The organism is Porphyromonas sp. COT-108 OH1349 (assembly GCF_000768755.1).
Lineage (GTDB): Bacteria > Bacteroidota > Bacteroidia > Bacteroidales > Porphyromonadaceae > Porphyromonas_A > Porphyromonas_A canoris.
This window is the reverse complement of sequence record NZ_JRAH01000042.1, coordinates 1-12,967: the sequence shown is the minus strand read 5'-3', so window position 1 is coordinate 12,967 and position 12,967 is coordinate 1. Positions and strand designations below refer to the sequence as shown.

9 protein-coding genes are annotated in these 12,967 nt (G+C 46.6%); 4 read left to right on the top strand and 5 right to left on the bottom strand.

Going from position 1 to position 12,967, the window contains the following annotated elements:
* Genes JT26_RS09855 through JT26_RS09835 form a run of 5 tightly spaced genes read right to left on the bottom strand, consistent with a single transcriptional unit; the run spans position 1 to position 6,326 of the window.
* Entirely contained in the window at positions 1 to 1,671 is a 1,671-nt protein-coding gene (locus JT26_RS09855; protein ID WP_052110514.1) for an OstA-like protein, read from the bottom strand.
* A complete protein-coding gene (locus JT26_RS09850; RefSeq protein ID WP_152567027.1) occupies positions 1,656 to 3,035 on the bottom strand; it encodes a peptidylprolyl isomerase in 1,380 nt (459 codons plus the stop codon). Before JT26_RS09850 ends, JT26_RS09855 begins: the two co-directional genes overlap by 16 nt.
* Positions 3,036 to 3,059: 24 nt before the next feature.
* Complete coding sequence (locus JT26_RS09845) at positions 3,060 to 4,772, bottom strand: glutamine--tRNA ligase/YqeY domain fusion protein (RefSeq protein WP_081966445.1); 1,713 nt, start codon at positions 4,770 to 4,772, stop codon at positions 3,060 to 3,062.
* A gap of 40 nt (positions 4,773 to 4,812) precedes the next feature.
* The gene (locus JT26_RS09840) at positions 4,813 to 5,541 is read right to left on the bottom strand and encodes an ABC transporter ATP-binding protein (RefSeq protein WP_036849382.1); all 729 of its coding nucleotides are present in this window, start codon (positions 5,539 to 5,541) and stop codon (positions 4,813 to 4,815) included.
* A gap of 29 nt (positions 5,542 to 5,570) precedes the next feature.
* The gene (locus JT26_RS09835) at positions 5,571 to 6,326 is read right to left on the bottom strand and encodes an ABC transporter permease (RefSeq protein WP_036849430.1); all 756 of its coding nucleotides are present in this window, start codon (positions 6,324 to 6,326) and stop codon (positions 5,571 to 5,573) included.
* A 676-nt stretch (positions 6,327 to 7,002) separates the two neighbouring features.
* Here JT26_RS09835 and JT26_RS09830 point away from each other — a divergent pair.
* From JT26_RS09830 to gyrB, 4 genes are all read left to right on the top strand, one after another.
* Positions 7,003 to 7,875 carry a M48 family metallopeptidase gene (locus JT26_RS09830; RefSeq protein WP_052110513.1) on the top strand — a complete coding sequence of 291 codons (873 nt, stop codon included), beginning with the start codon at positions 7,003 to 7,005 and terminating at the stop codon, positions 7,873 to 7,875.
* A 27-nt stretch (positions 7,876 to 7,902) separates the two neighbouring features.
* Positions 7,903 to 9,750 (top strand): YgiQ family radical SAM protein, encoded by a 1,848-nt coding sequence (locus JT26_RS09825; RefSeq protein ID WP_036849380.1) that lies wholly within the window; start codon positions 7,903 to 7,905, stop codon positions 9,748 to 9,750.
* A gap of 82 nt (positions 9,751 to 9,832) precedes the next feature.
* Positions 9,833 to 10,543 (top strand): DUF5020 family protein, encoded by a 711-nt coding sequence (locus JT26_RS09820; protein WP_036788577.1) that lies wholly within the window; start codon positions 9,833 to 9,835, stop codon positions 10,541 to 10,543.
* 175 nt (positions 10,544 to 10,718) lie between these two features.
* Positions 10,719 to 12,674: a DNA topoisomerase (ATP-hydrolyzing) subunit B gene (gene gyrB, locus JT26_RS09815; RefSeq protein WP_036849377.1), complete on the top strand. Its 1,956-nt coding sequence runs from the start codon at positions 10,719 to 10,721 to the stop codon at positions 12,672 to 12,674.
* Positions 12,675 to 12,967 lie beyond the last annotated feature (293 nt).

The window sequence follows — 12,967 nt, the reverse complement described above, 5'->3', positions numbered from 1 at the left end:
TTAAGATTCTTCTTCTCTGTTAGTAATATTGAGAGACTCTGTTCCGGAGCTTTCTTCTTTCTTCTCTTTATCTTCTTTCTTGCCTCTGTTTGGGGTTGTCCGGAAAATATCTTTCGGAAAGAGCGGACGTCCGGTAGCAAACCAGAAGAAGTTTGGGAAGTTGTAATTTTTACTTTCTACAAGGAAAATAGGATTGACGATGCCTTTTGTCTTTTCAAGGAAAGAGATAGACTCCAACTCCTCTTTCTGGAACAGCATCAGTATGGATGCGCTCTGAACGCGAACCTGAGAGGAGACAACAGAGTCTCCTTCTACGGTATAGTAGATGGTTTCAGCGTTTCCACTGGTTCGGACAGAGTCCATCTTGTTGTCATTAAAATAGGCAAGGATTTCGTTTCCAACCATTTGGTTATAGAAGAGATCCTCGGTCAGCTCCATGGAGACCAACGCATTGTTCGAGATCTGTGCCTTGTACGGGTTGCCGTCTTTCATGAACAGACGAATGGTGTCTCCCGATATTTGTGAACTGTCGCTCCATATAATGGGCTTGCCCAGAAGGTTCAAAACGGAGTCTTTGGAGCGATAAAGGAGTGTGTCCGATACGGCTTGAACATCCTTTCGATATATCCGAACATTCTCCAAGCCCTTTACAATGTCTCCGTTGATGGTGTCTCGTATCAGCTGCATCTCCAATGCGTGCGCCCAAAGCGTGTCTTTGGAGGAGAAGTCCATCACGTAAGCGTTGTCTCTTGCCAAGCCTTTGCCCTCTTTTTCATGGTACTCCGCATACTCTCCGTGAAGCGATACGTTTTCGGCTGTATCTTTCAGCTCTACGTTCCCGAAGAGCTTTGCCAGAGATTCGCTACGGCTATACACCATAGAGTCTCCCGTAGCAGTGCGAGAGCCTGAATAGAGTTTGCTCTTGTCCAAAAGGTAAGCGATGTCTCTTTGAGTGTCGTATACTCCTTTGGATGTGAGGATATATCCGCTGTCTCCTACGATGCGAGAGGGGCTTTTAATATCTGCAACCTTAGTCTCCGTATTGTAAAAGAGCTTGTCGGAATAGAGTGTGAAGTTGGGGTTTTCCAGCCTCACATCAAACTTGAATATGGCTGTCTTGTTGTCCGTATAGTACTCTCCGTACTGGGAAGTGAGTGTGTTCAGCGAGTCCACTATGGTTCCGCCCTCGAAGTAGTAGCCCAAACCGATGTTTCTGTCGTAGTCCAGACTGTCGGTAAAGAGGGTATTCTCTCCGTGTCGCATGATCACATTGCCACGCAAACGAGCTATCAGGCTGATGCCATCGTAGTTGAGATAGTCGCAGGTAATGTGCAGAGAGTCTCCTTGAATGATATGAACATTTCCGAAAGACTCTATGGCGTTGCGCTGTTCGTACAACAATGCGCTGTCGCACTTCATTACCGCTCCTTTGTGATGGAAGTTGACATCTCCCGTGAATATCTTCGCATCCGGATTGATATCCCTATCGTACCACAATCGTCTGGCTTCCGCCTCTATCTTCTCTACCTCCTGATTCTTTTTTTGTTGGGTCGGAGGGTTTTGATAATAGGGCAAGAGAGCGGAGGATGAACGCAATGTCGCACCACCCACACCTATGATAAAGAAAGCGGTTATACAGCAAAAAACGACCTGTCTTACTCTTTTATCCATCCCGGGTAGATGAATTTACAGTGACGCCACTTAGGATTTATCTTAATGTATGTCTCTGCTTGCTTCTCTTGGATCCACTTGTTCAGAGCTTGCTGTTGTTTCTCTCGCAAGACAAAGTCTTTGATGATCTGGAAGTCTTGAGACACGTTTGCTCTGTGTCCCGGATTGCGTTTGCGCAGCTTCACAATAGCCACAACCGTATTGCCATCCTTGTCTTCCATGGTAAATGGCTGTGATACTTCTCCCTCTTTCATCTTGCTGACGATAGGACCGATCTCCTGTGGAAGATCTTCCATTTGGAATTGGGCTGTACCTTGAAGGTGTCCGGAGCCGGATGCTTTATTGTTTACCATGACGCCGTTATTGTTTCGCGTATCTTCGTCATAAGATAGATACCTTGCGGCATCTGCGAAAGAAAGGGAGTCTACGGCTATTTTGTGAGCGATGGAGTCGAGTCTGGCTGTTGCAGCGGTAACTGCTTCTTCGGAAGGTGAAGGGCGAAGCATGATGTGCCGTACGTTCACAAGATCGCCTTTCTTCTCGATAAACTGCATGATGTGATAGCCATATCTCGTCTGTACTATGCGGGAAACCTTTTTGGGATCCATGGAGAAAGCAACATTTGCAAACTCTGGTTCCAACTCCGCTTTACCATAGAACCCAAGCTCTCCACCCTTTAGAGCGGAGCCTTTATCCTGGGAGTAGAGCCGGGCCAATAGTGAAAAGTCTCTCTTGCCGGCATTGACTTCCGCTGCGTACAACCGAAGTTTGGCTTTGATTTTATCTATCTCCTCTACCGACACCTTGGGTTTGATGGTTACGATCTGTACCTCTACCGTTTCCGGCATAAAGGGAAGAGAGTCTTTGTTTACCTTTTCATAGAAACGATTAACCTCGGACGGAGACACCTTTATATTGCCCATGATGGTCTGTTGTACCTGTTGCACCACAGACTCTTCCCGTAGTGCCTTGCGACGCTCTTCACGTATCTGGGAGATGGTTCTGCCTAAAAGTTCTTCGAGTCTTTCTCTTCCCCCCACTTCATTGATCTTTTGGCTGATCCAGCGTTCGGCTGCCTGAATCACCATAGACTCGTTCGGGGAGATACTGTCTATCTTTGCCTGTCTCAAGAACAGCTTCTGTATCGCCATCTGTTCGGGAATAAAGCACATCGGATCGCCATCCACTTTTGATCCGCTCTGCTTTAGGTATATGAGCTGATTCTCTATATCGGATAGCAGGATTGTCTCATCTCCCACCACCCAAGCTATTTCATCTATTATTGTTCTCTTTTGAGCATGGAGTTGCAGTGAAAAAAGCATAGAGACACCGAGGCTCCACATTATCCATTTCAGTGTTTTCATTATCTCTTAGTATGGGATTTTCTATTAGTTTATCTTTTTGCTCCAAGTATCTTTTAGCGATACGGTGCGGTTAAAGACCTTTTTATCCGGTGTGCTATCCGGGTCTACATTGAAGTATCCAATGCGTTGGAACTGGAAGTGTTGCAGGGGTTGGGCATCTGCCAAATACTTTTCCGCTTTGGCATTGGTAATGATCTTCAACGAGTCCGGATTGAGATAATCTCTGAAATCTTCAATCTTAGGATCCGACGGATTCTCTACCGTAAAGAGTCTGTCATACAGACGCACTTCGACGTCAATACAATCATCAACGGCAACCCAGTGCAATGTCCCTTTCACTTTTCGGTTTGAAGTATCCGATCCACTCCTGCTGCTTGGATCATACTCCGCATATACCTCTACCACCTTGCCTGTTTCGTCCTTCTTGCAGCCGGTACAGGTAACGATGTATCCGTTTTTAAGACGCACATCTTGCCCCGGAGTCATACGGAAATACTTCTTTGGCGCATTTTCCATAAAGTCTTCCTGCTCTATGTACAACTCGCGTGCAAAAGTTACCGTATGGGTTGTGGAGTTTGGATCTTCCGGATTATCTATGGCAACCATCTCCTCTTTCTTATCTTCCGGATAGTTGGTGATGATCAGCTTAACAGGGTTCAACACAACACTTACACGAGTGGCATGTTTGTTGAGATCCTCCCTTACTGCATACTCCAACAGTCCTACGTCTACCACCCCTTCGTATTTGGTGTATCCGATCCTGTCTATAAAGTTTCGGATGGATTCGGGTGTATATCCTCTTCTTCTAAGCCCCGTGATGGTCGGCATACGAGGATCGTCCCATCCCTTAACGGCTTTCTCTTGCACGAGTTGAAGCAGCTTGCGCTTACTCATCATCGTATATGTGAGGTTGAGACGGTTGAACTCATACTGACGAGGGCGATAATCGCTCTTCATGAGCAGGTCTATGAAGTAGTCGTAAAGTGGTCTGTGCACAACAAACTCCAGCGTACATATCGAGTGAGTAACACCTTCAAAATAGTCGCACTGCCCATGAGCAAAGTCGTACATAGGATAAACCTTCCAAGCCGTACCCGTACGATGATGAGGAACATTGATGATGCGATAGATGATCGGATCCCTAAAGTGCATATTGGAATGCGCCATATCTATCTTTGCTCTCAGTGTCAGAGAACCTTCCGGAAACTCTCCTTTATTCATCCTTCTAAATAGATCCAAACTCTCTTCTATGGGTCTGTCGCGGAACGGGCTGTTTATACCCGGAGTGGTTGGAGTGCCTTTTTGAGCGGCTATCTGCTCTGCAGACTGCTCCTCGACGTAGGCGTGCCCCTTTTTGATAAGATCTTCGGCGAAGTCGTACAACTGTTGGAAGTAGTCCGATGCATAGAAGATTTCTCCCCATTTGAATCCGAGCCACTCTATATCCTCTTTTATGGCATCCACATACTCCACATCTTCCTTTATCGGATTAGTGTCATCGAATCTGAGATTGCAGATACCATTATACTTTTCAGCGATACCGAAATCTATACAGATCGCTTTGGCATGACCGATATGAAGGTAACCATTGGGCTCCGGAGGGAATCGGGTCTGTATGCGACCATCGTGTAGTCCTTCTCTTATATCTTTTTCTACTATGGCTTCGATGAAGTTCAGCGACTTTCCTTCTCCGCTTTCCATCTTGGTGTTTCCTGCTACGCTGTCATGTGTGTTCATACTATATCTCCTTATGGTATTTCTCTATTGTTTTATGTCATTATTCTTTGTTCACGAAAACGAACTGCTTGAGTCTTTCGTTGTTTGAGTTCATAATATCCTTTCCTCTCCCTTCCCACTCGATGCGTCCGCGATGAACGAATATCACTTTCTCGCCCAACTTCTCCAGCGAATTCATATCATGAGTGTTGATGATAGTAGTCATGCCGGACTCGTGAGTGATTTCAAGCAGAAGATCATCTATAACCGAAGAGGTCTGCGGATCCAGTCCGGAGTTTGGCTCATCGCAGAAAAGGTATTTCGGCTTAAGGGCTATTGCTCTGGCTATGGCTGCTCGCTTCATCATTCCACCACTTACTTCGGCAGGATATTTCTTGCCTGCATCCACCATCTTAACTCTGGCAAGACACTCTTTTGCCACACTTATCCGTTGGGCTTTAGGCAGTGGAGAGAACATATCAAGCGGAAACATCACATTCTCCAGTATCGTCATGCTGTCGAACAGAGCCGATCCCTGAAAGAGCATACCCACCTCTTGTCTCAGCTTCTTCATTTCGTTCTCCGAAAGGTTATAGATAGAGTTGCCATCGTATAGCACCTCGCCTTTGTCCGGGAACACAAGCCCTACGATGCTTTTCAGCAGTACAGTCTTTCCGGCGCCGCTTTTGCCTATTATCAGAGACGTTTTGCCGGACTCGAAAGTGGCGGATATGCCTCTCAATACATCCTTTCCGCCAAAAGATTTTTGTACGTTTTTTATCTCTATCATTCTATTCGGATTCTAACGTTTAACCTCTCCTACACCAACATGAGTTGGGTCAGGAGCAAGTCTGCCACAAGGATCATGATGCTGCTCGATACTACCGCTTTGGTACTTGCCTTGCCCACTTCCAATGCTCCTCCCTTTACAAAGTATCCGTAAAACGCAGCTATGGAGGCGATGAGAAATACATACACTTCGCTCTTGACCATGGAGTAGAAGAGGTAGTAAGGCTCGAAAAGGTACTGGATTCCTTGAATGTATGCACTGATAGGCATTTCCGGATTGATGCTGCAAGCGATATAGCCACCGATGATACCGGTAAACATACTTATCAAGACCAATACTGGAACGAAGAGCATGATACCTACAATCTTCGGAAGAATCAAGAAGTTGGCAGAGTTTATCCCCATTATTTCTATCGCGTCTATCTGCTCCGATACACGCATTGTTCCTATCTCACTGGCAACGCTACTGCCTATCTTGCCTGCGAGGATAAGGCACATCACGGTGGAAGAAAATTCCAACAGCACTATCTCTCTCGTTGTGAACCCGATGGTAAACTTGGGTATCAGAGGCGATGTCAGGTTCAATCCCAACTGAATGGTTATTACGGCTCCGATGAAGAAAGATATAATGATGACGATCCAAAGAGAATCATATCCCAGCTTGTACACCTCCTTCAGCATCTCCCGAAGGAACATACGAAACTTGTCGGGTCTTTCAAAAACCCGCTTCATCAGCAAGAAGTATTGTCCTACTTCCTCTATCTTTTTTTTCAGTAAGCCAAGCATCTGTTCTCTCTTACAATTGTCCTTATTTGCAATTCGGTATTCAACAAGCAAATATACAGAAAAAACAGCTTTCCGGTGCTTTACACGCATCATTCCGGAAATAGGATCGTGCAAAGCCACATTGTATTGCCCTCTTTAGGGAGCTCTTTCTGTCCGGCAACTCTTATGGTATGGCTGCCGGCAGGATGCTTGCAGGAGATCCGGCCTTTTTGTGTTCGGTTTTATTTAGTCCTTGTCGGGAGTTTTATTTTAACGCTTTCGGATCTTCTTTTTAACTTGTTCGGATCTTCTCTTAAACCTTATAAAATCTTGAAATCGTGCTCCGGTTTATAGCAATCAAATCTTGATTTTGGGAGATCAAGGCTCGATTTGTATCCATCGGCTCTTGATTTCCAACTCTATAAGGCATCAGAGCGATTTTTGTCCCTGTTTAATGAATTTTGTTGACGGCTTCAAGAGATTTTGCAGACCCTTTGGGAGTTTGAGACAGCTGTGATGGGGGAGTGGAGGAGGGTTTATGACGGAACAGATGAGGAGCGCGAAAACTCTTTTGGAGAGTGCCCTCTCAATATCTATATCGGCATGAGCGGTGATGCCGTGCGGGTTACTTATTTTTTTTAGTTACATTTGTATCGTTCTGTGATGTCGTATTTGAATAAAGCAAAGCAATCATAAAATGAAGAGAAACAGATATATCGAAAGAGTGCAACAGCTCTCCATGGCTTGTCTTATGGGAGTGCTTCTGCTGGGATGCTCTACCGTTCCGCTCACGGGAAGGAAGCAGCTCAACTTGGTTTCGGATCAGCAGATCCTCTCTATCAGCTCCAATCAGTACAGAGAGTTTATCGCTCAAGCTCCTATCTCCAAAAATGCCGCACAGACAAGACGAGTGTTAGAGGTGGGGAACAGGATTGCCAGGGCGGCAGAGGCTTACCTTAGAAATGCCGGACTGGGTTCGGAAGTATCGCAGTACAGATGGGAGTTCAACCTTGTAGCCTCCAATCAGGCCAACGCATTCTGTATGCCGGGAGGGAAGATTGTCGTTTATGAAGGCATTCTTCGCTTTGCTCCCACCGACGATGAACTGGCTACGGTGATGGCTCATGAGGTTGCGCATGCATTGGCAAAGCATTCCAATGAACGGATGTCTCAGGCTCTTGTTCAGCAACTCGGTGCCGAGGCTCTCAGCTTAGCCGTTGGAAAGCAGAGCGCAGCGGTAAGGGCGGTTGCAGGAGCTGTGTATGGTATCGGCAGCAATGTGGCTGTCATGCTACCTTACAGCCGTACACACGAGTACGAAAGCGACAGAATCGGTCTTACACTAATGGCAATGGCAGGCTACAACCCTCGTATGGCTGTAACATTTTGGGAGAAGATGTCGCAGAGCCAAGGTGCCAAAGAGACCTCTGATATGCTTAGCACTCACCCTTCGGATAAGAAGAGGATAGATGCCATCAATAAGTATCTGCCCGAAGCACTCAAGCATTATGGCGGGAATGCCACGACGACAACAAATGCCAAGAAGGGTGGCATCATCACTCGCTACTGATTTTAGACCGATATAGAAGTAGAGAATTTGAAGAAAGAGAATCCTACCGATCCCTCTTTATGGCTTCCGACAACCAAGAAGGAGGTGGAAAGACTGGGATGGGACAGCCTTGATGTCATCCTTTTTGCCGGTGATGCATACATCGACCACCCTTCATTCGGAATGGCGGTCATTGGTCGCATCCTCCAAAAGCACGGCTACAAGGTGGCGATAGTACCGCAACCCAACTGGCGAGACGACCTCAGAGACTTCAAGAAGCTCGGACGCCCCCGCCTGTTTTTCGGTATATCGCCCGGGGCGATGGACTCCATGATCAACCATTATACCGCTGCCAAAAGGCTTCGCAGCAATGATGCCTACACGCCGGACGGCAGATCGGATATGCGTCCGGACTATCCGACCATCGTCTATTCCAAGATTTTGAGAGAGCTGTACCCCGATGTCCCGATTGTGGCAGGCGGTATAGAGGCATCGCTAAGGCGTGTGGCCCATTACGACTACTGGCAAGACAAACTTCTTCCCGGTATGCCGGTGATGGCTCCGATAGATTTCCTCATTTACGGTATGGGGGAGAAGCCTATCGTGGAGCTGGCTGATGCTTATGCCGAAGGGAGAAGCATCGAGGAGATAAAGAAGATTCCGCAGCTTGCTTACTTGGAAAATGGTGCATATACCCCTGCTCCTGAAAATGATGATATAGTGCTCCACAGCTACGAGGAAGCGTTAGCGTCGAAAAAGAAACACGCAGCCAACTTCAAACATATAGAGGAGCAGAGCAATGCCGTCAAGGCTAAAAGGCTGATAGAGCCGGTAGGAGAGGGATACATAGTGGTCAATCCGCCTTATCCCATTATGACTTCGGAGGAGTTGGATGAGTCTTTCGACCTTCCCTATACACGGCTTCCTCATCCGAAGTATAAGGGTAAACACATTCCGGCATACGAGATGATCAAGTTTTCCGTGAACATGCACCGTGGCTGTTTTGGCGGATGCTCTTTCTGTACCATCTCGGCTCATCAGGGGAAGTTTATCGTTTCCAGAAGCGAGCGTTCCATTCTGGAAGAGGCAAAGCATCTCACTCACATGCCGGACTTTAAGGGATACATCTCCGATCTTGGAGGACCCAGTGCAAACATGTATGCCATGAGAGGACGCAACCTGAAAGCTTGCGAGAAGTGTCTCAGACCCTCTTGCATCTTTCCTGGTATCTGTCCGAATCTAAATGCAGACCATACTCCGCTGAATAATATCCTGAAAAAAGTGGATGCCTTGCCCGGTATCAAGAAGAGTTTTATCGGGAGTGGTATAAGATATGACCTCCTCCTCCATCCGTATAAAGATGAAAAGCTGAAGATGGCAGCACGTACCTATATGGAGGAGGTAATAGCTCATCACACATCCGGACGGCTCAAGGTGGCGCCGGAACACACTTCGGACAGAGTGTTGGAGCAGATGCGCAAGCCCTCTTTCTCTCTTTTCTATACGTTCAAAAAGGAGTTTGACCGGATCAATAAAGCGTATGGTCTCAAGCAGCAACTGATTCCTTATTTTATATCATCGCATCCAGGAAGCAGGGAAGAAGATATGGCAGAACTTGCTGTGGCTACTAAGAATCTTCAGTTTAAGCTGGAACAGGTGCAAGATTTTACGCCCACTCCCATGACGGTATCCACTGTGATATACTACACAGGGTATCATCCTTACACGATGGAAAGGGTCTTTACTGCTACCACACCCGAACAGAAGGAGCGGCAAAGGCAGTATTTCTTCTGGTACAAGCCGGAGATGAAAGGCGCTATCCGGAAATCTCTGACCCATATCAAGCGTTTGGATCTGCTGAGACTGCTTTTCCCAAACGAGCGTAGAGAAAAATAGAAGGAGATTTGGATAATTCAAGGATAGAAACGAAATTTGCAACGGATTGTTATTTGGATAAACAAACTATAAATACATACTTATGAAGAAAATTCTTTTGGGCGTAGCCCTTCTATTGGGAACCCTTACAGCCGTTGGGCAGAACATCCAGACACACTATCAAGCAGGGCGTCATCTCTACAAGGATATGGAAAAAACTCCCTCTTTTGTTACTACCGTAGAACATTTTAAGGCAGACAGATGGGGACAGACATTCCTTTTTGTCGATTTCGTTCATACGGAAAAAGGTATCTCAAACTCTTATTTTGAGATCGCAAGAGAGTTGAAGTTCTGGAAAGCACCCGTTGCTCTTCACTTGGAGTACAATGGCGGCGTGGATAGAAACTTCTCCATCAACAACGCTTACCTCGTTGGTGCTTCTTACCTTTGGACAAGTAAGGACTTCAGTAAGAACTTTAGCATAAGCACCAGCTACCGTTACGATCAAGCGATAGAGGGTGTTCAAGACGCCAATCATGGTATGCAGCTTACTGCCGTATGGGGTTGGAACAGCTGGAATCGTGTATTTACCCTGAACGGATTTGTGGATGTCTGGACAAAGAAAGCTTCCGATAAGAGCCACGGAGTGGTGGTATATTCGGAACCACAGGCATGGATCAATCTGAATCAACTTGTCGGATTTCATGACAATTTCAATTTGAGTCTCGGTACGGAGGTTAGACTTTCTTACAATTTCCTTAACCCGAACAAATTCTATGCGCTTCCGACTCTTGCAGCGAAGTGGACCTTCTGATTTTTTTGCATAATTGATTATATAAATGGGCGAACCAATCGGATTTTCTTCGGTTGGCTCGCCTTGTTTTTAGAGCCGTAAGTCATTCGCAATTGTGGAAAAAATTGCTATCTTTGTATCTTGAGATTTCAAGAAGAAATCGGACTAAGTACTACTTCATTTAGAATAATAATATATGACTGAAGATATGCGGCAAGAAGCTGCCAACTATGGCGCAAGTAACATTCAGGTTCTCGAAGGGCTCGAAGCCGTTCGTATGCGTCCTGCAATGTATATTGGAGACATTGGAGAGAAAGGTTTGCACCACTTGGTGTACGAGGTGGTGGATAACTCCATAGACGAAGCACTGGCAGGCTATTGCGATAAAGTAGATGTTGAGATCAACGAAGACAACTCCATCTCAGTCCATGATAATGGTAGAGGTATCCCTGTGGATCTGCACGAGAAAGAGGGTAAGAGTGCCTTGGAAGTTGTACTGACGGTGCTCCATGCGGGAGGAAAGTTCGACAAAGGCTCTTATAAAGTTTCCGGAGGACTTCACGGTGTGGGGGTTTCTTGCGTGAATGCGCTATCGACAACTCTTAGAGCGGAAGTGAAGAGAGAGGGAAAGGTCTACATGCAAGAGTATCACCGAGGTGTTCCTGCCGATGATGTGAAGGTGATAGGAGAGAGTACAGAGACCGGTACGACTATCTACTTCAAGCCGGACGACTCTATCTTCATCACCACCGAATACAGCTATAAGACACTTTCGGATCGTCTTCGCGAGTTGGCTTTCCTTAATGCCGGCATTACGCTGACCCTTACAGACTATCGCCACAGAGATGAGGACGGAAATCCCAAGAAAGAGATCTTTTACAGCGAGAACGGACTCAAGGAGTTTGTTTCCTACCTCGACTCCAACAAAGAGCCTCTCATAGACGATGTCATACACATCGTTACCGAGAAGCAGGATATACCTGTGGAGGTGGCGATGACCTATAATACTTCCTATAACGAGAATGTCTACTCTTATGTGAACAACATCAACACGATAGAGGGTGGAACGCATCTTGCCGGCTTCAGACGCGCTTTGACAAGAACGCTGAAGAAGTATGCGGAGGAGTCCAAGATCCTTGAGAAAGAGAAGATAGACGTTTCGGGGGACGACTTTCGCGAGGGTATCACGGCAGTCATATCCATCAAGGTTGCGGAGCCTCAGTTTGAAGGACAGACAAAGACCAAGCTTGGCAACTCCGAAGTAGCCGGTGCAGTGGATACTGCAGTGGGGGAAGCTCTGGGACACTACCTGGAAGAGAACCCCAAGCAAGCGAAGATGATAGTGGACAAGGTCGTATTGGCGGCAAAGGCACGTATCGCTGCTCGCAAGGCAAGAGAGATGGTACAGCGCAAGACACCTATGTTCGGAGGAGGACTTCCGGGCAAACTGTCGGATTGTAGAAGCAAAGATCCTGCACGTTGTGAGCTGTTCCTTGTCGAGGGAGACTCGGCGGGCGGTACTGCAAAGCAAGGTCGGGACTCTATGTTTCAAGCCATCCTTCCGTTGCGCGGAAAGATTCTGAACGTAGAGAAAGCCATGCCGCACCGTGTCTTGGAGAGTGATGAGATACGAGCCATGTACACTGCGTTGGGAGTAACCATCGGCACGGAAGAAGATCCCAAGGCACTCAACATCTCGAAGCTGAGGTACAACAAGGTGATCATCATGACGGATGCCGATGTGGATGGAAGCCACATTGCCACGCTTATCCTTACGTTCTTCTTCCGCCACATGCGTGTCCTTGTGGAGCGTGGTTGCATTTACCTTGCCACACCACCGCTTTATCAGTGCAAGATGGGAGATGTCGTGGAGTACTGCTGGGACGATCGCCAACGGATGGAGTTCATTCAGAAGTATGCGGAAGGAAACGAGTCGAAAGTCGTTACACAGCGTTACAAAGGTCTTGGAGAGATGGATGCCGAGCAGCTCTGGGAGACAACGATGGACCCGGACAACCGTCTTCTCAAGCAGATCACGATAGACAATGCGGTTGAGGCGGACGTTGTGTTTTCCATGTTGATGGGAGAAGATGTTGCTCCTCGTCGCGACTTTATTACGGCGAATGCGGACTATGCGAATATAGATGCCTGATCGAATAGGGCAACGTTAGTCGATAACGTACCAATACACAGAGCCTGAGAGTAAATAGCTACTCTCAGGCTCTTTTTGAAAATTAGTCCTTATCATTTTTCGGATTTGTAATTATCGTTTTTGAGGTTGATAATTATCATTTCGTAGATTGGTAATTACTGTTTCGTAGATTGGTAATTACTGTTTCGTAGATTGGTAATTACTGTTTCGTAGATTGGTAATTACTGTTTTGTGGATTGGTAATTACTGTTTTGTGGATTGGTAATTACTGTTTTGTGGATTGGTAATTACTG

What these genes read in the sequence shown, in the direction of transcription:
- JT26_RS09840 (WP_036849382.1), bottom strand. Translation starts at nt 5,541, where the DNA reads ATGATAGAGATAAAAAACGTACAAAAATCTTTTGGCGGAAAGGATGTA.
- JT26_RS09820 (WP_036788577.1), top strand. Translation starts at nt 9,833, where the DNA reads ATGAAGAAAATTCTTTTGGGCGTAGCCCTTCTATTGGGAACCCTTACA.
- gyrB (WP_036849377.1), top strand. Translation starts at nt 10,719, where the DNA reads ATGACTGAAGATATGCGGCAAGAAGCTGCCAACTATGGCGCAAGTAAC.
- JT26_RS09830 (WP_052110513.1), top strand. Translation starts at nt 7,003, where the DNA reads ATGAAGAGAAACAGATATATCGAAAGAGTGCAACAGCTCTCCATGGCT.
- JT26_RS09850 (WP_152567027.1), bottom strand. Translation starts at nt 3,035, where the DNA reads ATGAAAACACTGAAATGGATAATGTGGAGCCTCGGTGTCTCTATGCTT.
- JT26_RS09835 (WP_036849430.1), bottom strand. Translation starts at nt 6,326, where the DNA reads ATGCTTGGCTTACTGAAAAAAAAGATAGAGGAAGTAGGACAATACTTC.
- JT26_RS09845 (WP_081966445.1), bottom strand. Translation starts at nt 4,772, where the DNA reads ATGAACACACATGACAGCGTAGCAGGAAACACCAAGATGGAAAGCGGA.
- JT26_RS09855 (WP_052110514.1), bottom strand. Translation starts at nt 1,671, where the DNA reads ATGGATAAAAGAGTAAGACAGGTCGTTTTTTGCTGTATAACCGCTTTC.